Annotated in this window: 14 protein-coding genes; 8 read left to right on the top strand and 6 right to left on the bottom strand. The window is 53.2% G+C overall.

Features of this window, described 5'->3' with window-relative positions; translation table 11 throughout:
* Positions 1 to 25: 25 nt before the first annotated feature.
* The 3 genes from P1X16_RS01580 (at position 26) to P1X16_RS01570 (ending at position 2,283) form a co-directional block, all read left to right on the top strand.
* On the top strand, positions 26 to 505 hold the full coding sequence (locus tag P1X16_RS01580; protein WP_277225762.1) for a hypothetical protein: 480 nt from the start codon (positions 26 to 28) through the stop codon (positions 503 to 505).
* Between the two features lie 278 nt (positions 506 to 783).
* Positions 784 to 1,530 carry a protease inhibitor I42 family protein gene (locus P1X16_RS01575; protein ID WP_277225761.1) on the top strand — a complete coding sequence of 249 codons (747 nt, stop codon included), beginning with the start codon at positions 784 to 786 and terminating at the stop codon, positions 1,528 to 1,530.
* Between the two features lie 363 nt (positions 1,531 to 1,893).
* Positions 1,894 to 2,283 carry an STAS/SEC14 domain-containing protein gene (locus P1X16_RS01570; RefSeq protein ID WP_277225759.1) on the top strand — a complete coding sequence of 130 codons (390 nt, stop codon included), beginning with the start codon at positions 1,894 to 1,896 and terminating at the stop codon, positions 2,281 to 2,283.
* 171 nt (positions 2,284 to 2,454) lie between these two features.
* Here P1X16_RS01570 and P1X16_RS01565 read toward each other — a convergent pair whose 3' ends face one another.
* Positions 2,455 to 5,184, bottom strand: a complete 2,730-nt coding sequence (locus P1X16_RS01565) for a S8 family serine peptidase (RefSeq protein WP_277225757.1) — start codon at positions 5,182 to 5,184, stop codon at positions 2,455 to 2,457.
* A gap of 568 nt (positions 5,185 to 5,752) precedes the next feature.
* On the opposite strand from P1X16_RS01565, the gene pbpC reads away from it, so the two are divergent.
* Entirely contained in the window at positions 5,753 to 8,005 is a 2,253-nt protein-coding gene (pbpC, locus tag P1X16_RS01560) for a penicillin-binding protein 1C (RefSeq protein ID WP_346771226.1), read from the top strand.
* Between the two features lie 76 nt (positions 8,006 to 8,081).
* Here pbpC and P1X16_RS01555 read toward each other — a convergent pair whose 3' ends face one another.
* From P1X16_RS01555 to P1X16_RS01535, 5 genes are all read right to left on the bottom strand, one after another.
* Entirely contained in the window at positions 8,082 to 9,335 is a 1,254-nt protein-coding gene (locus P1X16_RS01555) for a glycosyltransferase family 4 protein (protein ID WP_277225753.1), read from the bottom strand.
* A gap of 209 nt (positions 9,336 to 9,544) precedes the next feature.
* A complete protein-coding gene (locus P1X16_RS01550; protein ID WP_277225751.1) occupies positions 9,545 to 10,675 on the bottom strand; it encodes a glycosyltransferase in 1,131 nt (376 codons plus the stop codon).
* A 336-nt stretch (positions 10,676 to 11,011) separates the two neighbouring features.
* Positions 11,012 to 12,295 (bottom strand): polysaccharide biosynthesis protein, encoded by a 1,284-nt coding sequence (locus P1X16_RS01545; RefSeq protein ID WP_277225750.1) that lies wholly within the window; start codon positions 12,293 to 12,295, stop codon positions 11,012 to 11,014.
* Positions 12,296 to 13,016: 721 nt separating this feature from the next.
* Positions 13,017 to 13,451, bottom strand: coding sequence for an acyltransferase (locus P1X16_RS01540; protein ID WP_277225749.1), 435 nt, complete (start codon positions 13,449 to 13,451; stop codon positions 13,017 to 13,019).
* Positions 13,452 to 13,558: 107 nt separating this feature from the next.
* Positions 13,559 to 14,425, bottom strand: a complete 867-nt coding sequence (locus tag P1X16_RS01535) for a glycosyltransferase family 2 protein (protein ID WP_277225748.1) — start codon at positions 14,423 to 14,425, stop codon at positions 13,559 to 13,561.
* A 711-nt stretch (positions 14,426 to 15,136) separates the two neighbouring features.
* On the opposite strand from P1X16_RS01535, the gene P1X16_RS01530 reads away from it, so the two are divergent.
* The 4 genes from P1X16_RS01530 (at position 15,137) to P1X16_RS01515 (ending at position 22,857) form a co-directional block, all read left to right on the top strand.
* Positions 15,137 to 16,489 (top strand): TolC family protein, encoded by a 1,353-nt coding sequence (locus P1X16_RS01530; protein ID WP_277225746.1) that lies wholly within the window; start codon positions 15,137 to 15,139, stop codon positions 16,487 to 16,489.
* A gap of 24 nt (positions 16,490 to 16,513) precedes the next feature.
* Entirely contained in the window at positions 16,514 to 17,689 is a 1,176-nt protein-coding gene (locus P1X16_RS01525) for an efflux RND transporter periplasmic adaptor subunit (RefSeq protein WP_277225744.1), read from the top strand.
* A 108-nt stretch (positions 17,690 to 17,797) separates the two neighbouring features.
* The gene (locus tag P1X16_RS01520; RefSeq protein ID WP_277225743.1) at positions 17,798 to 21,019 is read left to right on the top strand and encodes a multidrug efflux RND transporter permease subunit; all 3,222 of its coding nucleotides are present in this window, start codon (positions 17,798 to 17,800) and stop codon (positions 21,017 to 21,019) included.
* Between the two features lie 494 nt (positions 21,020 to 21,513).
* Positions 21,514 to 22,857, top strand: a complete 1,344-nt coding sequence (locus P1X16_RS01515) for an SWIM zinc finger family protein (RefSeq protein WP_277225742.1) — start codon at positions 21,514 to 21,516, stop codon at positions 22,855 to 22,857.
* The last annotated feature ends 19 nt before the right edge of the window (positions 22,858 to 22,876 follow it).

The raw sequence follows: 22,876 nt of genomic DNA, 5'->3' as shown, positions 1-22,876 counted from the left end.
CTTGTTTGATGTAACATAATGAGTTATGATGCTGAAAGAAATTGGTTTCTACTCTCTTGTTGTGCTCTGTGCCCTTTTGGTGGCTATACCCGTCTTTGCTGTCGCGCGGTATATAATTCGTCGGTTCAGGCCTGCGCAACCACATAGCAACAGAATCGCCATTCTAGCGGCAATTGTCGCTACGCCAATTTTGTGTGTGGCCGGGCTATACCTCATGCTTGCCATCTATCTATACTATCCACACCGGGATTTCAACTCTGATAGATGGGCGGCCGAGAAGATGAAGCGTTATGAGATGATGAAGGATCTGCAAGACTCTCACCGCCTGCTAGGTCTTTCAGAAAAAGAGGTTGCTGCTTTGCTAGGCGCTCCAGACCAACAGACAGATCAATACTGGGAATATTACTTGGGAATGACGCCCAAACTTATTCCTATTGATGGCGATGCTTTGTCCCTGGAATTCCGTGATGGCAAAGTAGTCCGCTTCTTTGTCCACGAAACCTAAACCCCGTTTGATACTCCTCTTAGTGATTTAGTCATTCATTGTGAGGCTAAACAACAGGAAACCCAGGGCATCAATCAGCATTACCTAGAGAAGACTGGATAACTGGCTTCAGCAAACTCAACAACAGCTCTTTTCGCTGTTTGATCGTACACTTTCGTACCTATTCTAATGCAGCCGGCGCTTAGTTAGCGGCCGGCTGTGTTGTTGGTGGTTAGACCTAATGCTGTGCGAGAATGCTGAACCTGCTGCGAATTACTACAATCCATTTACTGCATTCTTTGAGAGGCTTCCCGAAGGCAGTAGTACTGCTGTGGGCGGCTTTCTTACTGGCTTCCTCAGCACAGGCCGACATCGTTACGCTCACGGCCAACGACAACGGCAAGCAAGTTCAGCTCAATGTTGGCGACCAACTAGTGGTGCGCTTACCAACCATCTCGCCCCGCTTTGGCTGGCGCTTGGCGCAGGCGTATCCTGGCCAACTAACCATTACTACCACTAATATTTTGCCTGGTTTGAGTAGCGGCGTTCCGGGTGCTCCAGCCACTTACGAAATGCACTTTCAGGCCGTCGGCACGGGCGGCCTCGATTTGGCGCTGCTTTCAGCGGCACCGGGCACCAGCTATTCGTCGCTTAACGGCTATTTCCACGCCTATATCACCATCGACCAGCCGGGCGTAGCCAAGAATGTGAACATCACCGAATACGGCAACCACAGCAGCGTGAAGGTGAACCAAGGCGACCAACTACTCATTAAGCTGGACACGACCGTAGGGTCGCAGTACGCCTGGGAACTGATGCCCATGACCGACGGGATTGTGCAAGCCGTAGCGCCACCTGCCGAACAACCCCGAAAGAAACCCAAGAAAGCAAAAGTTGGCACTCCCGAGGACATTGCCTTTCAATTTCAGGCCCTGAAGCCCGGCAAAACCACACTACGTTTTTTATATCGGAATACAACTAACAACGAAGCGCCTCCTAAGCGGGACTTCGAGTTGCAAGTGGAAGTCCCGGAGCCTCCCAAATAAAGCTGGCGGCTACTTAGCTTTTCACTGAATCATCGAGTAGTGCTGGTGCGCTATTGGTGTTGATTTCAGTCCTATAGGCTCGTTTTGCCAGGGCTTGCTTCTGGCTAGCCCTAACACTAACGTCCTTATTTCACAAACCAATTATTGAGTAAATCAAACTGATTCTGCAAGGTTATCAGGCCATTAGCTCTGCTTTCCGTTATTCAGCCGCGTCTGAGGTGCTTGTTTCATAATTTATACAGAATCAACATGTGACTTTGTATATAACTCGGCCGTAAAAGCCTTTATACACCTCAAGCAAGCGGACGAGCTACGTTCCCTTTTCCGTAGTAAACAAAAGTACCTTTTAGCCTTTTGTCAGACATGTTCGACACCACCGATTATCCCGAGCAAAACCTGTTCGCCCTCACCATATCGGGCGCCCTCACCAAAGAGCATTACGATGCCATCATCCCGTTGCTGGAGCAGAAGATAGCCCGCTGGGGCAAAATCAATATGTACCTCGACGTACGCAGCTTCAGCTACATCACGGCAACCGCCCTGTGGGAAGACATCAAGCTGGATGTTAAGCACTGGGGTAACTTTAAGCGGGTAGCCATCACCAGCGACGACAGCAATCTGCTGAAAGCTGCTGCTGCCTTGGCTACTTTGGTTAGCCCAGCGGAAGTCCGCCATTTCCCGCTGGAACAGAAAAGAGAAGCTATTCACTGGGCGCTCAGTGAGGAAACCGAGGTGGCCTCGCACACCGCTTAAAACTACGTTTTCACCGAAAGTCAAGCTTGTGGAGCCGTGCTTAGGCCATCATTTCATTGGGAGCCTTAGTTACTTGGGCACCTGAATCACAACCGGTGCGCCTGCTCGTCATACACCAAAAAAGAGGCCTGTTCCACGGAACAGGCCTCTTTTTTGGTGTATGCTAGAGTCTTACTGAAGAACTACGCGCTTCGTGGAAATGGTCTGCCCCGTTTTCACTTTGTACAAATAGGTACCGCGAGACAAATTACCAGCGTCGAACCTTACTTGGTGAACACCAGCCGCTTCGTTTCCTGACACCAAGGTCTGCACTTTGCGTCCCATGGTGTTATAGATTTCCACGCTTACTGGGCCCTCCTGCGTGAGGTAGTAGCTGATGGTGGTAGCACCGGTGAAGGGATTCGGATAGGCCACTGCTTCCTTGGTTAGCATAGCCGCCGCGGAAGGAGTGGAAGCAACAGTGGCCGTAGTAGCAGGCTGCGTGAGGGCGTTGTACTGCGGGAAGGTACGGCTCACAATAACGGCGAAGTCGGCGCGGGTTACGTTCTGCGCGGGCTTGAAGGTGGCGCGCACCGTGGGCTGCAAATCGTAAGGGCCTTGCGTAACGGTGTAGAAAGCGTTGATCAGGTTTAGCTCTAAAGCCACGCTTACATACCCTTCCAAACCGGCCGGAATGCTAGCGGCGTCGTCGATGGCGATGCTGCGGCCGTCTACTTGCACCGTTACGGGGCTGCCGTTGCGAGCAAGCGCCTGCTGTTGAAAGCCGAGACCCTGCACCAGCGAGTAAGCGAGGGAGGTGCGGCTAACAGTGGCATCAGGCGAGAAAGTGCCGGCAGCGGTAGGCTGCATGACCCCGTTGAACTGGTTGAACCGGTCGCGGAGGGCAGCACCGCGGGCCACAACCGATTCGGTTAGGAGAACGTCGCCAGCTGCCACATCAGAAAAAGAACGGGCGCCGGTAGTGGGCAGAAATTGCTTGATGCCTTGGCCCATCAGCAAGTAATCGGCTAGCTGGATGCGGGTTAGGGGCGCATTGGGTTTGAAGCCATTGCTTAAGCCGTCAACGAGGCGCTTGGACACTGCTAGTTTGATGGCGGCTTCGGCCGGGTGGCCGGCAATGTCGCCGAGGTTGGTGGTGCCGCTCGGCGTGAGCAGGGTGATGTTGCCGGCTACTGTTTCGGGGGCCGCTATACCGCGTACTCCTTCCACTTGCACGGTCCAGGTACCCGCTACCGGCGAAGCCACGGCCACGCTACGGTCGGTGGTCAGCGTAAACGTGACGGGCGTACCAGAGCTATACCGCACCCCGGCCGGGTCAATCAGCACCAGGTTGGTTAGGTTGCCCGTTTGGCCTAAAATGCCCGTCGAGGAAATCTTTACTTCGATGCTGTTGGTGCCAGCCGTAACGGGGAAGGTAAAGGAATTGCCAGTGGTTAGGGCCGGATTGAAGTTGATGGTGAACGGCGTAGTAGTGGTTTGCGCGTTTACGCTGCTCTTGAAAACACGGGTGGCATTCACCGTCGACCCAAAGGCGGCCGAGCGGAAGGCCTGGTCGACAGCGGCATACGCATTCACGTAGCCCGCTCCCACTTCCCACGACTCGTGGCCGGGCATGTTGGTGGCCGTTTTCTGCAAAATCTCTTTCACCTGCGCCGGATTCAGCGTGGGCTTGGCTTCCAAAAGCAAGGCCACAATACCCGCTACGTGCGGCGTAGCCATGGATGTACCGCTGCTGTGCGTATAAAACGGAATTTCGGCGGGCGTCAACACGGCAAGGTCGGTTTGAGCCCCCAAGGAAGACACGGGCGCAATAGCGCGGGTCGATACCACATCTACGCCGGGCGCCACAATAGCAGGCTCGTTTTTGAAAGTCCAGGTTTCGCCATCGACCGTAAAGGTGCCCTGCTCACCGCGTACGCCACGGGAAGAAAAGTCAGCCAGCAGGCCGTTTCGGTCGCCAGCCCCTACCGAAATCGTCCAGGGAGCAATGGCATAAGGGTTGTGCGTATCAGCACCGGGGCCTTCGTTGCCAGCCGCAAAGACTACCACCATGCCCCGGTCGTAGCACTTTTTCGTAGCCACGTTCAGTGGGTCATTCGGGTCAAAGTCGCCGCTAGTTCCAAACGAGTTGCTAATCACCCGGATGTTGTATTGAAACTGGTGCGTAAGGGCGTAGTCGAACCCGCCGAGGGCATCGAGCACCAGTAGTGCCCCGCCCGAGCCGTAGCCAAGCAACGAAGCGCCTGGTGCCACGCCCTCATACTTGCCACCCGATCTTGCACCGGTGCCGCCCACAGTACCCGCGCAGTGCGTGCCGTGGCCCGAGTTGGTGTCTGTGTTCGGCACTCCCTCAATGTAAGTGATGGGCAACATGGCACTTAGCGCGTTCAGGTTGGTAGAGCCCAAGGTGTTCTGCACTAAGTGCGAACCAAACTTGATATCCTCATGCGTACCGTCGACGCCGCTGTCGTTGATGAGCACTCCCACACCGCGGCCTGAAACCGGAATACCTCCGTTGCGGCTGGTAATCTGCTGATCGGTGCGCAGGCGCTTTACACCCGTCAGATGGGTATCGTCGAAGTTGTAGTAGTCGAGCTTCTTGTTGATGTAGAGCGAGCGTACTTCCGGGTTTTGGGCCAGCGCATTCACTTGCGCGGCAGTAGCCACAATACCAGCCACTGGCAGGGCCCGAAGCGTGACACCCCGAGTGATACCGAGGCGCTGTAATAAGCTTAGCTGCGTAAGCTGCGGGGCACCCGTTCCTTTGAAAGTAACGACCACCTGAGCGGTAGGATTGGTTTGTAAGGCAGCGCGGATAGCTGGGTCAACGGTTGCCTGCGCAAAAGAAGTGCTGGCTTTTAGGCCAACTAAAAGTAGGGATGCAAACAGTTTGGCTTTCATGTAGTGGTTTGGGAATAAGTAGTGGGTTGATGGTGGAAGTTTGAGGCAGGCCGGACGCTCCGTCGTGCAACTACAGCTGCACTTTGCAGGCCTGAGCTAAGGCAAGAATTCTTAAGAAGTCATACCCCTGCCGGTCACGAAATATTTACGGACAGGGCTTGAAATTTGGATTTAAATCCCCACGTCTTTTTTTAGAAAAAAGCCTCAAATGCTAATAATCAAGCAGTTTATGCGCATTAAATTTTAATTAATTTCATTAAAAAGGTCTTTTTATTGCAATTAATGTGTTACGATTATATTGTTTACAATTGAATAGATCAGCTAAAAACAGGCGTTGATAAGCGCATTGCGGGCCACACAAAGTGCCATATCCACTGCTCTAATCGGTGGGGAAATGGGAGGGTTTTGTATTCGGTCCAGAAGGAAAATTCAGGGTTGAAAAAAACTCTCCTTATGCTGGCATGAACAGCAGGTTGGATGCTGAACTAGAGCTGGGCCAAGGGTATATTTGGCTATGAATTGGCGGACCGGATTGCGGCTATTAGGAAGCGTACTAGCAGGGCTTCTGGTGCTCTTCGCTCTTGATCTAGCCTTTCCTCTACCTCGCGCTCCGCTCTACTCGCCTATTGTATTGGCCGCCGATGGCACGGTGTTGCACGCCTACCTCAACCCCACCCAGAAGTGGCGCATGAAAACCGAGCTGCGCGAAATCACGCCGGCACTGCGCAAGACTATTATCGAGAAGGAAGACCGGTGGTTTTACTGGCACTTTGGGGTAAACCCCGTAGCCTTGCTGCAAGCTGCCGCTCGCAACGCGTTTGGCACGGGCCGCACTACGGGAGCCAGCACCATTACCATGCAGGTAGCACGGCTGCTGGAGCCCAAGGAGCGCACCTTCGGCAACAAACTGCTGGAAATGCTGCGCGCCGCGCAATTGGAAGCGCACTATAGTAAAGCGGAAATTTTGCAGCTCTACCTGAATCTGGTGCCTTACGGCGGCAACGTAGAAGGCGTGAAATCGGCTGCGCTGCTTTACTTCCAGCAGCCCCCCGACTACCTGTCCCTGGCTCAGACCGTCACGCTGGCTATCATTCCGAACCGGCCGCGCGGACTAATACTTGGCAAGAACAACGCGGCGGTGCTGCAAGAGCGCAACCGCTGGCTCCGCCGTTTCGGAGAAGCTGGCTTGTTCACGCAGCAGGATATAGCTGATGCCTTGCTCGAACCGCTGGACGTGCAGCGCCACCCCGCGCCTGCGCTGGCGCCGCATTTAGCCCGGCGCTTGGTGCAGCAATTCCCGGGTGAGGCTATTATTCGCAGCAGCCTTAACCGCAACAAGCAAAGCAAAGCCGAAGACCTCACGCGCAACTACGTGCGTCGTCTCTACGAGCTTGGCATTACGCAAGCGGCAGTGCTGGTCGTCAACAACCGCACCCGGCAAGTGGAAGCTTACGTAGGCTCGGCCGATTTCCTCGATTTCAGCAACCAAGGCCAAAACGACGGAATTATGGCTGTCCGCTCGCCGGGGAGTACGCTCAAGCCATTTCTATACGCGCTGGCTATGGACCGGGGCCTCGTCACCCCCAAGCTGCTGCTGCCCGATGTGCCCACCAATTTCCAGGGCTACCGTCCCGAGAACTTCGACAAGCACTGCAACGGTGAAGTAACGCTAGAGCGCGCCTTGGCTTACTCGCTCAACATTCCCGCTGTGCGCGTCCTCAACGAGTTGGGCGTGCCTGCCTTCACCGATAAGCTCCGCCAAGCGGGCTTCCAAAACGTGACCCGCAACCAGGCTAATTTAGGGCTGAGCAGCATTCTGGGTGGCTGCGGGGCCAGCTTGGAGGAGCTAACCAACCTCTACGTAACGCTGGCCAACGAGGGCCAGTACGCCAAGCTACAGCTAACACGAACCCGAAAAGGCCAGGCAAACGGCACGGCGCTTGTCTCTCCGGCTGCGGCCTTTCTCACTACCGACATCTTGGCGCAGCTTACGCGCCCCGACTTACCATTAGGCGCGGCCAGCAGCCTTCGCCTTCCTAAAATTGCCTGGAAGACGGGCACCAGCTATGGCCGCCGCGACGCCTGGAGCATTGGCTACAACAAGCAGTATACCGTGGGCGTGTGGGTGGGCAACTTCAGCGGCCACGGCAGCCCCGCCCTCACGGGTGCCGATATAGCTACGCCCCTGCTGTTTGATGTATTCAATGATCTGGCGTACAACTCGCCCAACGACTGGTTTGTGCCACCGGCCACTTTGGACTTCCGACTGGTGTGCGCCGAAACGGGCTTGGTTCCCAACGAAACCTGTCCCAACCAGATAATCGATTATTTCCTACCGGGCGTATCGGAGGGGCGGCGGTGCCAGCACCAGCGCGAGGTTCTGCTGTCGGCTGACGGCCGCTTCGTTTATTGCCGGGCCTGCGCGCCGGCTACGGGCTTTCGTCGCGCTCTGTACCCGAATCTGCTGCCGGAGGTAGCGGCTTACAAAGAAGCACAAGGCATTCCGTACCAACGCCTGCCACCACACAACCCTGCCTGCCAACTAGTACGCGGCGGCACGGAGTCGGCCCCTACTATCACCTCTCCTACTGCCAACACCGAGTACGTTCTCAATCGCCACGAGCAGCAGCAACTGCTTTTGAGCTGCACCACCGACAACGAGGTGCGCCAAGTGTATTGGTATGTCAACGACAAGTTCTTGCGGGCCGCTGCGGCCACCGAGCGGGTTTTCTTTAAGCCCCCACCCGGCCCCCTGAAAATTTCGTGTGCCGATGACCACGGCCGCAACACCGATGTGGTAGTAACGATAAGCGAAATGTAGCAGCGCCGGTTGGGGCAGCCTAAAGCTTCTGCTTTGCACTACCCCAACCGGCGCTGGCTTCTACTATTGCTGTGTCTTATACCACCGAGGCTTGATGCTTCATAATAGCGGCCGTTAGCTCCTGGCCGTACACCTGCCAAGGGCGGGCCCGGGCAGATTCGAGGGCGGCGCGGCCTGCTTCCGCAACCGATGCGGGGCGCCGTAGCATTTCCTCGATAGTCGAAACCAACGCTTCAGTCGAGCCGGCTTCCACCAGCCAGCCATTGCGGCCGTGCTCGATCAGATCGGGGCCTGCGGTACGGTCGGTGGTAATCACGGGTACGCCCTGCGACATGGCCTCGGTGATAACCAGCCCAAAACCTTCGAAGAGCGAAGGAAACACGAATACGTCGTGCTCCCGCATGATGGCCAGCACCTGGTCGTGGGGCAAGCTCGGAATCCAGCGGTGCTTGGCTAGCGCATCATCCAGGGGCTTGCAGTTGTCGCTGCCTTTTCGGCCAACCACGGTTAGCTCCACATGACGACCAAGAATATCGACAGCGGCAAAAAGATTAGCAATGCCTTTGCGCTGCGAGAGTCCGCCCACAAAAAGCACCTTCAAGGGCCGGCCACTGCCTAGGCCGCTGTAGTCGCGAGGGCTGCCTACGGGCGGATAGCCATACGGAATAACCTCGATGGGCGCGAGCGAACCGGGGTAATCCTGCAGCGTTTTGGCCGTGAACTGGCTGGCTACGAAAATCCGGTCGGCCAACTGCAGTTCTTCGTCCTTACGGGCTAGTTTAGCTGGCGAATCTTCGAAACCCGTCAGGGTAGGCGCCCAGGCCGGCCACTTCTGGCGCTCGGGCTCTAGCAGCCGCAACGAGGCGCGCCAATAGCCAATCGGCAGATCATATAAGCACTGTAGCCCAAGCTTTTTGGCGGCCCTAAACGATTCTACTGCGCCGTCCTCGTAGGCATACACGCCTTTCACGCCGCGCTTCATGCCCGCCTGCAACCGGTTCGCAATGCGTCGGTCGAGGCTTTGATAAATGGCATCGACGCTGAAATACCCGGTTTCGTGCCGGTTCAAGCCCGATAGTCCTGCTTTGCCGGCGAGTATCCGGCCGGCTTGCCGCCAAGGCCACATGTGCGCAAACGGCTTAAGCGCCGGGTCATAGCGGCGGCGCCTGATTTCGGCAAGCGGACCGATTCCTCCTAGCCCATCGAGCATAGTGCCCGGAAACGACGCTATAGTGGTGTGAAATTCCGCCAGCAGATCTGCCTCTGCTAGTCCACTAGCCGCAGCACGCACGTTGGCATTACCGGTGGGGTGAGAGTAGATCAATTTCATGAACAAACAGAATTAGAGGCCACTAGGCTTGGGATTAGCAGTCGGGCGCAAGTAAGGCATAAGAAGGAGCATAACTCGTGTGGTGGCGGCTCGACGTAGATTGGAAGTACCTCGACCGACGTACCAGCGCAAGCTATTTCAAAAATCAACTATATCGAGCCAAGAACAGCCAAAAGACGCGCAACAAGGAATTCTGCGCAGTTCTACCATTATTTAGTGGCAGTAGCAAGAGCCTGTGCCATCACCCGCGCTATTTCCGGAACCGTGCTGGTGAACTGGGGGGTCTCAATGTTCGACAAGTACGTATCCAGAGTACCGGGGTGATACTCGGCTATTCCGACTGGCTGCTCTAGGCTTGGCACGCCCCGGGGCCACCAAGCCCTGGCAATGCACAGCACCGGCAAACCGTGTTCAACCATGGCGGCTACCGTCCCACTTTTCTCAGTTACCACCAACGACGTGGTGGATAGCCCGATGGTGCCGTTGCGCAGTACTTCTGATATTTTCTCGGCTGGTTGCTCTCCCAGTATGTTGACGGTTAGTCCTTCATCTTGCCAAGTCTTAACAAATGGCTCCAGATTAGCTCCGCATCGGCCAATAGTGGTCAGGGAGAACTGCGTGCCTTTGGTTTTGGCTATTTGGGAGGCTTCTTGGGCGAATTGCGCAATGGCAGTACCTGGGTGAATGGTGCCGAATATGATAACGGATACGGTGTTGTCTGATCCATCAGCACCCAACTGCGCTGGTTTTTTTTGCGTGCTGGTTACAGGGATATTGGCAAATAAGGGCAGATAGTCGGCTTTGAATCCGAGGCGCCCCAGCAGAAGCTGGTAAAGGCGAGTCTGGGTGTGCATAACGGCGGGGCGCAGCGTTTTCACCATAGACTTAATTAGCTGCTTCTGGACCCATCCCCACACGATGTGCTTTAGTGGAGCATCAATAAATACCCCAACCCACAACTCGTGGAACATGATGTGCCAACGTCGTCCTCGGCCCAAGCGCGCTAATGACTCACCGAGCCCCCATGGCAGCCCTTTAGGCTGAAACGCAAATGCAACGTACTGTAAGCTTAGCCAATCAGGATTTATTGCGTCCACCCACTGCTGAGCAGCTGCAAAACGGGCGGTTTCTTTATAGGAAGCTGGAATCCGCAAAACCGATAACTGCACTTGCTCGGCCTGTTGCGTCCCTGATAGCTCCGCCTCAACATAGGTGTCGTGCAACGCGAGAGCCGCAACTTGATGGCCCTGACGGATAAGTTCTGCGGCCAAACGCCTAGCATAATCTCCAACCCCATCACGACCAGGCTCCAACGAACCACAAACGAAGACTATTTTCATATTTTCTTTACGCCTTACGCAAGGGACTTCTAGAGAATTACGTGAGAAACAACTTTATAAAACTACTATAAAATCGAAATTCTTGACCGGATACGAAGGCAATAGCTAAACAGTTGTTTATTTAAAATTATAGTTAAGTGAAACTTATAAATAGTAGAGCGCAATTTCGAGTTTAGAGAACTATTAGATACAAAAGCGCATCAAGGAATAAAAATTACCACGTGAAAAAGATATGCCAGACTCTACATGTATTTCAGAACTACCCCGTATACCCAAGCAGCAGTCCAAAATCAACTATAAAGTATTTTGCGATTTACAGCACTGCCAAAACAGAGCCTAGTTAGCTACTTCCACTTCTTCAGACTTTGTTATTTTAAGCGTACCGTAAATAATATACAGCAACGCCTGCATTATAGAAACAAAGATGTTAAGAATAAGAGCGCCCTTCAACGTTGACACATCAATCAACATAATACCAATAATTACAGCCGCAATTTCTAGCGAAATAGTTATGGCAGGGTTGGTTGCCCATCCTCTACTAGAAACCAGAGAAAAAGATATGCCGGTAATTAAGTTAAGGCAACTACCTATTATGCTTAAAACCAATTCAATATTCAGACCGGAATAATTTTTACCTAATATCCACAACACTTGGTTTGGAAACATCCACACCGTTCCTACAATGCAAATACTTAAAATCAATAGTCCTCCTTGAATTTGAAAATAGCGCGTGAGGAGTACCGCTTTACCAGCCGATAACCGGGCGAAACGAGGTATCACCAAGGTCATTAAGAGCATGGTGAACAGACTAAGCATGGTGGACAGCCGAGACAATGCCCCTATTTGCGCAATAGCTGCAGTGGTGCCAAAAATAGACATCAGCCACACGGTAATCTGACCGGAGGCACTATAGTAGACTGCTCCTGGCAGAACCCGCTTTACCACCTTCAAAATGGCCGCCCTGATTTCGGGGTCTGGTTGCTGCGTCAGGTCGGCGTATCCCGCTGATATTTTCTTAAGTCTGAAGTTACCCCAGATCTGAGGCAAACCTGCCGCCAATATGGCCACAAAGGCCCAGGGAAAAATGAAGATGGTAAGTACCAGCAGCGCCAAACGACCAATGTTTACCCCCACCTGATTTTTTTGCAGGGGAGCAATGTCCTGCCGCAGTTTAGGAGCAGTTTCAAGCAGCGTATTTGACAAGCCCGTGAGAAACGTCGGGATTGTAGCCAGCAACAGCAAGACCGACATCAGCCAGCTGGCGCCGTGATGCCGCAACAGCCACAGCAAGATTGGTGAGGCTATAAGCAAACTGCCAATCGCAAATTTCTTCCGAAGGTCGAGGCCGGTGACAAGCACAGTGCCGAGTTTTTCTCGGTCTTGCCACACTTTTCCGCCTTGGGCTAGTACCCCGGTTGATATACCTCCATCGGCTAGCAGCACCATGGTGCCGAGCATTGTGTTGGCCAGGGTGTAGAGAGCGTACTCTTGCGTAGGGAGCAAACGAATAACTAAAATTCCGCAAAGGAAACTTATAGCCTGTACTACTATTTGCGCCGATCCAGTGATTGTAATCAGCTTACCCCACTCCAATGCTCGCGCATAGTTGGGATGTTTCACTATGCGTTGAACCGATGCCCTCATAAAAACTACTTGTGACTGAAAGACTTGCTAGTACGTGATGAATTACAGAGCGAAGGCTCGTTTACTAGATGCTTTCATGTGTTTGCTCGCGTTACTTTTTTGCACTTAAAAACGTTACTATATAACTATTCATAAACATATATACCAATTTCTTCCGATCATCTAAGTTGTCTACAGATTTATCATATTTTATTGCTACAAATATCCCCCATTATTTCGGATTGTTCTTTGTTAAGGGCGTTATAAATATTTATATACGATAGTAAGCCACCCAGCTGATACCTAGAAAAACAGCCTTTCAGGCCGCCTAACGCTGAAATGAAGCTCCTTTTACTTTGCCCGTTAGCTTGTAGCTAATCAGTTCTTGGCTAGGTAAGTAGCACGCGCTACTACTGAACTACTGATTCGCATATCCTATAGCAATCAAAAACCAGAAGGGCACCTTGCTGACTTGCTGCCTTAACGGGATGTCCCTGTCTGCCCATGCGCTGAAGACCACGCCAGTATTAGGAGGCATTTTCTCTCTTTGCCTTCATTCTTGCTTTGCAACATATTGCCTCACATGGGGCTACCCAAGGTGTTGATAGCAACCCTATGACGAATGTGCAAAACAGCTACACGCTGTAATTTATTTGCTTAGTCTTTATAAGCGGCAAAAGATAAAATCACCTTTTATAATTTAATAAACACTTAATAATTAATTAAATAATCTGTCATATGAAGCATTATAATCTAAATCATGAATTCGCTGGCTTTTGAGCACAGCAGGCATACCAAGATAAATCCCAAAAGGCTCTGTTGATTTCGTTAAAAGTGATTTTGCGCCCAAAACAGAGCCTTTTCTCATTCGGACGCCACCAAGCAACATAGCATCGGCTCCGATGAATACGTAGTCTTCAAGCGCTATTTCACTTTGCCTCCCTACGCATTGCGGATGGTTCATGTCATGATCTGCTGTCATCAGCTTCACATAGGGGGATATCGAAACGTTGTTGCCGATAATAATACCGCCTCTGTTATCAATTCGGCAAAATTGGTTGATCGTGCTGTTTTCGCCCATCCAGAAGGTATCTGGCGTATTGAACTTACAGCCCATATGAACACTACTGCCTTTGCCAATAGTGAAGCCCATAATCTTTCTATAATAGAACAGTCTTATAGAATGACTTGGTACATACGAAATAATAAAATTACACAGGTATATTTTAAACTCGAACCTAAATCCTTTTAACCTCATGATTACAATACGCTTTGAGCAATCCGTTTTACATATAAATAGAATACGTCTTTCTCAAAGCTTTTTCTATTGTTACAAAAGGTTAAAAATCTTCTAGCTAATACTCTAGTGTAATTGAGCCCGCTTTTCTTCTTAAAGCTATTTTGATGATAATTAAGAAAATCTTTCAGAAAGCTTCTTAGCTCACCGTTTGGCTTTGAAGAAGAATTGGACTCATGCTTTCTGTAGTGGCCCCAAATTTTGGTATCATCGAAGTATACTTTAGCACCAGCTAAGTAGCATCTGTACCATAATTCGTAATCACAAACCTGAGTATTCAAAAACAAGTCGCCATTTTCAAACTCCACCTTCTTCAGCAATGACTTCTTCACTAAACTGAAGTTCCAATGGAAAGCAGACTTGAAAAATAATTGCGAATACAAATCACCAACCAAGCCGCCGAGCATATCAACGTGGTCTGGATACGTGAATGTTTTATTTGTCTCGGTTACAAGAATTTCAAATTTCCCTGTAACTATATCAAGCGTAGGGTCTGAATTAAACCTGGCTAGAAACCCCGCAACCAAAGTAGGATGCATGAGGTCGTCGGCATTGAAAATTACGAAATACTCTCCACTCGCTTTTGTATAGGCTGCGTTCCAATTATCACCAATACCTAAGTTTTTGATATTTCTGAACAGCTTTACTTTCGGCTCTTGCGCATAGAGTTTGGTTAGCAATTCCCATGTTCCGTCGCTAGAACAATCATCCTGAATAATTATTTCAATTAAATCATGGGTTTGAGCTAAGCAACTCTCAACGGTTTGCTCGACATACTTAACGGCGTTGTATGTAGGAATGATTATTGAAACCAGGGGAGAGGCTGACATTTACAAACGCTGTTTGAAAGGCGAATAATTGAAAATATTTAAAGGATACGTTGCGTTAAAATAATTATTTAGTCACCATTATATTATGTATTGAATTACCACTTTGCTTTATTATTAAGCTTAAGGTTGCAAATATACTAATAAAGCATAAACCCTAGAAAGCTTATAGCAAGACCCTGAATTCTCGCTTTAGCAGCAAGGCCAGGGTATCCAAACTCTGCCTATAGCGTAAGTACGGGGTGCTTAGTTCAATTCATAAAGTTCTTTCCAACAGAAATACTAGGCCAAATCAGGCTCTAAAAGGAAAGCGCTTTCTCATCGAGAAGCACAAATTTATCTTTGATAAAACCATCATTACCAGCTAAGTAAGCCTTAAGCAACTACCCGTAGCTGTTGAACTTATCAAGTCCATTAGTTGGCCGATCCAACAAGTTAGACCTATGCTATTAGCCGTACTTCTTTTTCAGGCGTACAACCTTTTGCAAGAATCACTGTTAACCAGCCTTGCACCTACTTCGATACTACGTCTGCGCGCCTCTGCCAATCCCACCTGCTTCTCGCCCTGAGCAGACGTTGCTACTCGAAAGTTTAATCACGTATGCAGCCTGACCAATGTAGGCAGTGTCCATCACCCCCGGCCTTTCGTTTGCCTGCGGCTTGCTAGTCGCTTACCGTTCAGTTACGTAAAGCAGTAGCTGCTTTCACTAGTATATGAAACAAATGACACGGATGCACCGGCTTTTGCTTGGTCTCCTCCTGTTTGCCCCAATGTGGCTACAGGCCCAGTCCCCCACTTCTCCTTCTCCCAACGGCCAACTTACGCTCGAGCAATGCTTGCAGTACGCGCTGCAGAACCAGCCCGTACTGCGCCAAGCCCGCATCGACGAAGAAACCAACGAGGCCACTATTCGCATCGGCCTCTCGAGCTGGCTGCCGCAGATAGGGCTCAACGCCACCGGCCAGCATTACTTTCAGCTGCCTTATACGGTTTTCCCCAACGCCGACGGTATTAGCGTTCCTCGCCAGATTGGGTTGAAGAACACCTCAACCGTAGCCCTGTCGGCTACTCAGGCGCTTTACAACAACGACGTGCGGCTAGCCCTACGTACGGCTCGACCGTCCCGCCAGTTTTACCAGCAGAATACGGTGGGCGTCCGCATTGATGTGGTGACGGATGTAAGCAAGGCCTTCTATGATGTGCTGCTTTCCCAACGCCAACTCGATGTACTTAAGGAAGACATCGTTCGGTTGCAACGCAGCTTGCAGGATGCTCGGGCCCGTTACGAGGCCGGCATCGTCGACAAGACTGACTTCAAGCAGGCCGAGATTCTGCTCAACAATTCCATTGTGGATCGGAAACGGGCCGTGGAGGCCATCAATGCCAAGTCGGCTTACCTGAAGGAACTGATGGGCTTGACGGGTACGCAACCCCTCGTGCTCCAGTACGACACGATACGCCTAATGCGCGATGCCGCCGTCGATACGACTGTGAGGCTGGAGCCGGGAAACCGCATTGAAGTGCAGCGCCTGCAAACGCAGAAGGCCTTGCAGGAAGCGCAGATCAGCTACTACCGTTTGGGCTTCCTGCCCTCGCTCTCGGCGTTTGGCAACTACAACGCGGTGTTTCAGAACAACAATTTCAGCGACTTATACAGTCGGCGTTTTCCTAACTCCTACGCCGGCTTGCAGTTGTCGCTGCCGATTTTCCAGGGCACGCGGCGCTTGCAAAACCTGCGCCGTGAGCGGCTCGTGGACCAGCGCCTCGACCAGGATATTATTGCTACTCGTAACCGCATCAACACCGAATTCGAGCAGGCTATGTCGGCGTACAAGAGCAACTACGCCGACTACCTCGTGGGCCAGCGCAACCTCGAACTCTCGCGGGAGGTGTACTCGGTGGTGAACTTGCAGTACCGGGAAGGCATCAAAACCTACCTCGACGTGATTATCGCCCAAACTACGCTGCGCACTTCGCAGCTCAACTACTACAGCGCCTTGTTTCAGGTGCTAAGCAGCAAAGTTGATTTGCTGCGTGCTCAGGGCAGTCTGCCCACTTCCTACTAAGCTCCTGCTGCTCCTAGTTTTTATATGAAGAAGACCATCCTTGCCCTGTCTTACGCCACAGGCCTGTTTGTGTGGACAAGCTGCGGCAACAAAGAAGCCGATAAGCCCGCTGGCCCGCCGCCTGCCACCCCCGTAACGTTGGTTGACGCCCGCACCACCGACGCCGTGTATTACGACGAGTACCCGGCCACCGTCGTGGCCATCAACAATGTGGAGCTGCGCAGCCAAGTGGCCGGCTTCATTACCAACATTTCCTTTAAAGAGGGTGAAGTAGTGCCGAAGGGCAAAACCCTCTACGAAATCGACCGTCGCCGCTATCAAGCGGCTTACCAGCAGGCGCAGGCCGCTTTGCGCAGCACGCAAGCCACCGTGCAGAATGCTCAAGTGAACCTGGAGCGCTACGAGCGACTGGCTAAGCAAGACGCTATTGCCCGCCAGATTGTGGACAACGCCCAAACAGCATATGCTACCGCTCAAAGCCAAGTGGCCGAAGCGCAAGCCGGCGTGGCCCTGGCCCGCACCGACCTCGACTATTCGCTGGTAAAAGCTCCTTTCACGGGCCGCATTGGTATTTCGCAGGTGCGCTTGGGTTCTCAGGTTAGTCCGGGTACTACCTTGCTCAACACCATGAGTGCCGAAGACCCTATGGGGGTAGACTTTGTGGTGACCGAAGCGGATCTGAGCCGTTTCGCCGAATTACAGCGCCAGGCTTCGGGCCGCAACGATTCCACGTTTCGCCTGATCCTGCCCGATGGTACGGCTTATCAGCAGCCCGGCAAAATCTTGGCCATCGACCGGGGGGTAAACCAGGAAACGGGTACTGTGCAGATTCGGGTGCAGTTCACGAACCCCAAGCGCCAGCTCAAAGACGGCATGAGCACCGTGTTGCGCGTGCTCAACCGCCAGTCGGGCCGCCGCATTGTTATTCCCTATAAAGCCATTGTCGAGCAGATGGGTGAGAATTTCGTGTTCATAGCCGGCGACAGCAGCAAGGCTTATCAGCGCAAGGTGCAGCTCGGCCCACGCCTACGCGACCAGATAGTGGTGATGGAAGGCATTAAGGAAGGCGACAAAGTAGTGACCGAGGGCTTGCAGCGTCTGCGCGACGGTGGCCAGATTCAGGTGGGTACGCCTCCGCAAGCAGGAACCCAGGGCCAAGCTGGTACCGGTGCACCAGCCGCCGGCGGTGGTGCCAAATAGCGAAGAACGCCATGCTTGCTCCAGCACCCACTGGTCTAGCATGGCAGTGTAAATTTTTCAAATACGCAGTAAGTACACTTTGGCAGTGCGCCAACAGAGATACTCCTCATGATTGCAGAAACCTTTATTAGGCGCCCCGTCACGGCCATTGTCAGTTCGCTGGTAATCGTGCTGGTAGGGGCGCTGGCTATTCTGAATTTGCCTATTGGGCAATATCCAGAAATCACGCCCCCTACCGTTTCGGTAAGCGGTACCTATACCGGTGCCGATGCCCAGACCGTAGAGCAAACCGTAGCTACGCCCGTGGAAGTGCAAGTCAACGGCACACCCGGCATGACCTACTTGCAAAGCAACAGCACCAGCAACGGTCAGATGAGCATGACCGTCAACTTCGAGGTGGGCACCGACATCAACATTGCCGCCCTCGACGTGCAGAACCGCGTAGGCATTGCCCAGCCCACGCTGCCGCAGGAAGTACAGCGCTTGGGCCTAGTAGTGCGCAAGCGTAACCCCAGTATTCTGATGCTGGTGGCCATGTACGCCCCCAAAGGCACTCACAATACCACCTTCCTCGACAACTACGCTAACGTGTTCGTGAAGGACGCTCTGCTGCGTACCAAAGGCGTGGGGGATATTGTGTCGCGCGCCGACGACTTCTCGATGCGCGTGTGGCTGAACCCCGATAAACTCTCGCAGCTCGGCGTTACGGCCCAAGAAGTAACAGCCGCCATTCAGGAGCAGAACGCGCAGATTGCTGCTGGTTCCATTGGTGCCCCGCCCCAGCAAACCGGCCAGACCTTCGAATACATTGTGTTTGTGAAAGGCCGCTTGACCACCACCGAGGAATTCGGCAACATCGTGGTGAAAACGCAGCCCGAGGACAACTCGGTGGTGTATCTGAAAGATGTGGCCCGCCTGGAACTTGGCAAGTTCAACTACGGCAACAACTCGTTTGTGGACGGTAAGCGCGCGGCCTACCTGCTGGTATACCAGGCCCCCGGTGCCAACGCCCTCGAAACGTTCGAGAACGTGAATGCCACCATGGCGGACCTGAAAAAGCAATTCCCCGCCGACCTTGACTATGTGGTGCCCTTCGAGGCCGCTTCGGTGGTGCAGGTATCCATCGAGGAAGTGCTGCACACGCTGGTAGAAGCCCTGCTGCTGGTTGTGGTGGTGGTGTTCATCTTCCTGCAAAGCTGGCGCTCAACGCTTATTCCGGTACTGGCAATTCCGGTGTCCATCGTGGGCACATTCATCTTCTTTATCCCGCTGGGCTTCACCATCAATACGCTCACGATGTTCGGCTTTGTGCTGGCCATTGGTATTGTGGTCGACGACGCCATTGTGGTGGTGGAAGCGGTGGAACACAACATGAACGAGCGGGGCCTGAGTGCAATGGACGCTACGTTGGAGGCCATGCGCGAAATTTCGGCGCCAGTTATTGCCATTGCCTTGATCTTGGCGGCGGTATTTGTGCCGGTAGGTTTCATCCCCGGTATCACGGGCCGCCTGTACCAGCAGTTCGCCATTACCATTGCTATTTCGGTACTGATTTCGGCCTTTGTGGCCTTGTCGCTCACACCGGCTTTGTGCGTGCTGCTGCTTAAGCCCCACAAGCGTAACGAAAAATCGGGCGGTATCGACAAGCTGTTCTTCAAGTTCAACACCTGGTTCGACAAGGTGACGGGCAAATATGGCAATGGAGTACACCGGGGCATCAAGCACTCCCGCTCGGTGGTGATTATTCTGGTGCTCATTGTAGCGGCCACTGTATTCATGTTTGTCAAGAAGCCGGGCGGCTTTATTCCAACCGAGGACGAAGGCCGGATTATTGTGACGTTCAACTTGCCGGAAGCTTCCTCAACGGGCCGGACGGTAAGCACCCTGAACGAGATTATGAAGGAGCTTAGCCAAGTGAAAGGCATCCGTCACTATGCGGGCTTGGGTGGTTTGAACGCCGTAAACTTCTCCTCGAAATCGAACAGCGGCACCGTGTTTTGCCAGTTGGAGCCATGGGAAGAGCGCAAAGACAAGGAACTGCAATTGCAGGGGCTGATTGCCACCGTGCAAAAACGCCTGAGCCGCCTCAAGGAAGCCAACATCGTGGTGATTTCGCCGCCCGCTATTCCGGGTCTCGGCAACACCGGTGGTTTCTCGTTTGTGCTTCAGGAGCGCGAAGCGGGCGGCGACATCAAGAACTTCGATGCCACCTTGCAGAACTTCCTCGGCGCCTTGCGTAAGCGGCCCGAAATTGCCGGTCCGTTCTCGTTCTTCACCGCCAACACGCCCGGCTATCAGCTCACCATCGACCGGGAGAAAACCAAGAAACTGGGCGTTTCGATTTCCGATGTGGGCACGGCCCTGCGTACCTACCTCGGTAGCGCCTACGTCAACGACTTTACAGTATACGGCCGCAACTTCCGCGTCGTGACGCAGGCCGACTCCATGTACCGCGGCGACATCAGCAACCTCGGGCAGTACTACGTGCGCAACAACAGAGGGGGCATGGTGCCGCTAAGCACGCTTACATCCTACAAACGGTCGGAAAGCGCGCCGCTTATCTCGCACTACAACCTGTTTCGCTCGGCCGAAATCAACGGTAACCCCGCCCCCGGTTATAGCTCCGGCGACGCCATTAAGGCCTTGCAGGAAACGGCCGCCCAGGCGCTGCCCCAAGGGTATGGCTTCGAATTTTCAGGATTGAGCCGCGAGGAACTGTTGGCCGGTGGGCAGACGGTGTACATCTTCGCCTTGTCCATTGCCTTCGTATTCTTGTTCCTGGCAGCACTCTACGAAAGTTGGTCGGTGCCATTTTCGGTACTGCTAGCCGTGCCGGTAGGAGCGTTTGGTGCTATCCTGGCGCTTACACTTATTCCGCGGCTGACCAACAACGTGTACGCGCAAATCGGTTTGATTACGCTGATTGGTTTGTCGGCCAAGAACGCCATTCTGATTATCGAATTTGCCAAGGAACGGGTGGATAAGGGCATGCCGCTGGTAGACGCTACCCTGGAAGCGGTGCGGCTGCGTTTACGCCCTATCGTCATGACCTCGCTGGCCTTCATCTTGGGGGTACTGCCGCTGGTGTTTGCATCCGGAGCTGGTGCCCAAAGCCGCCAGACTATCGGTTGGACTGTGCTTGGCGGTATGCTCTCGGCTACCCTGCTGGCTATTTTCATCGTGCCGGTGCTGTATGTTATCATTACGCGCTTCGCCTACGGCAAAGAGAAATTGGCTGAGTTGGAAGCTAATTACAAGCCTGATGAGGAGCACGGTGGTCCGGCACCTGATAAGCCAGCCGGCGAAGGGCAATACCCAACTCCAGCGTAGCTATTCTATTCTCTCTGCGCCTTTAAAAGAACGTCAGACCTTATCCGGGTCTGACGTTCTTTTTTTGCCCCTGGCTCGAACTAACACACTCCTGCCTTTGCACACTGGTGAAGCGCACTTAGGTACTACAAGAGTTAGCCTACTCATGCAGCAAAGCCTCCATTACTTCTCCTAATTTCTTTAGCCTAACAGGCTACAGTTTATGTAACCCTAATGATACTGTGCTTTCAACTTTAGCTGAACGCACTACGCCGTGGGAGTTGCAGCCTATCTATTCTACTTATCATCGCTTGAATGGCAAGTCTGAGCATTTCAATAAGAAAACTGGCTTTTGTAAGTAGTTGCAATAGAAACAAGGCAAGCAATCAGCCTAATGCATACAACTAACATTATTAGCACAAGGGCTTTATTAGAGCCAATATTTTCTACTAAATAAATTAGTATTACTAATAATATTGCCCTTACTTAGGGCCCGAAACCTAAGCTATATAGTTATGTCTGATTTCGCCTACGCGTATGCGCGGCCTTCCGCGCTAGAAGCTCGCCCTGAGGGCAACGCCCTGCTTCTTTCGGCCTTCGCCGAAGAGCAAGCCTCCACCGGTACGTCCTGCTTTTTTTGGGGCCGTTTGCGGGACTCTTGGTTGGCTGCCCGGAGCCTAAGCACCCTGGCCAAAGTGGTAGCTTCTCGGTTCGTGCCGCAAAGCGCAGCCCTCCGCGACCCTATCGTGACGGCCGGCGCGGGGCAGCTACGCTTCGAGTCATTTTCGTCGTGCAACGGTGTCTATGCCCGCCTCGACCTAAACTCGGAGGCGCTAGATGGCGAGTTTCTGAGCAGTGGCACCACCAACGTCGATTTCAACGAGCCGATGGTTAATGCCCTAGCCCGCATTGCGCGCACCGAGCCCGTACTGTTGTCGGTGGGCGAAAAGGAGGTAACGTTGGAGCGGGCTGCTGGCAAGGTGGTGGAACGCAAAGTGGCCCTGCCGGAACGCTGGATCAAGGGCCTAACGAGTGTGCAAGCTTACTTGGCCCTTATGGAAGAAAAGCTGCGCCTCACCCGCGTGCAAGCCATGCAGCTGATGCAAAGCCTGCCCGCTGGCGCCGCCAAAACCGACTATTTCTTGGTGCTGCGCGGTCCTCGCCCGAGCTTCTCGCCCGTACCTAGTGCAGGTGCCGTGCGCATAGGCGGTGGGCATCGGTTGCGGCTGCTCGAAGGGTTGCTGCCACTTTGTGAGGCAGTGCGTGTGTTCGCCACACCCGACGAGCAGTCCTCAGCCTTTGTGCTGGAGCTAGGTGGTGGGCAGCGGTTTTTGCTGGCGTTGTCGGCGGATGTATGGCGCGGATTTTCCGGCGAAGGCAACCAGCTCGACACGTTGATGGAGGAACTACCCGCGGAATGGGTGGTGGGTGCCAACCGCCTGTTTCGGGGAAACGAAGTGTTTAACCCAAGTGTGTTTGCTCTTGAAAACGACTTGGCTCCTAACACCGTGGATCGGCTCTGCGCCAGCCTCTCAGCCATGGGCCTGCTTGGCTTCGACCTCGCCGACAACCAACACTTCTACCGCCGCCTGCCTTTCAAGATGGGCCGCATTGTGAGCCTAAATCCGCGCCTGAAAAACGCCCGGGCCCTGCTCGAAGCTACTGATGATGTGCAGCTCGTGGGCATAGGTGCGGGTGGCCGCACCGAAGTACTGGTGCGCGGCACGGGCGTGTGGCACACGGTGGTAGTAGGCGGCAGCGAGAATACGCGCTGCACCTGCTCGTGGTTCAGCGGTCAGCAAGGCCAGCGTGGCCCTTGCAAGCACATCTTGGCAGCGCAAATGCGCTTTGCGCGCTAGTAGCTGGGCGCTTCGCCTA

The organism is Hymenobacter sp. YC55 (genome assembly GCF_029433095.1).
Taxonomy (GTDB): domain Bacteria; phylum Bacteroidota; class Bacteroidia; order Cytophagales; family Hymenobacteraceae; genus Hymenobacter.
Note: the sequence above shows the minus strand (reverse complement) of the source record. Positions and strands in the feature narration are given on the sequence as shown.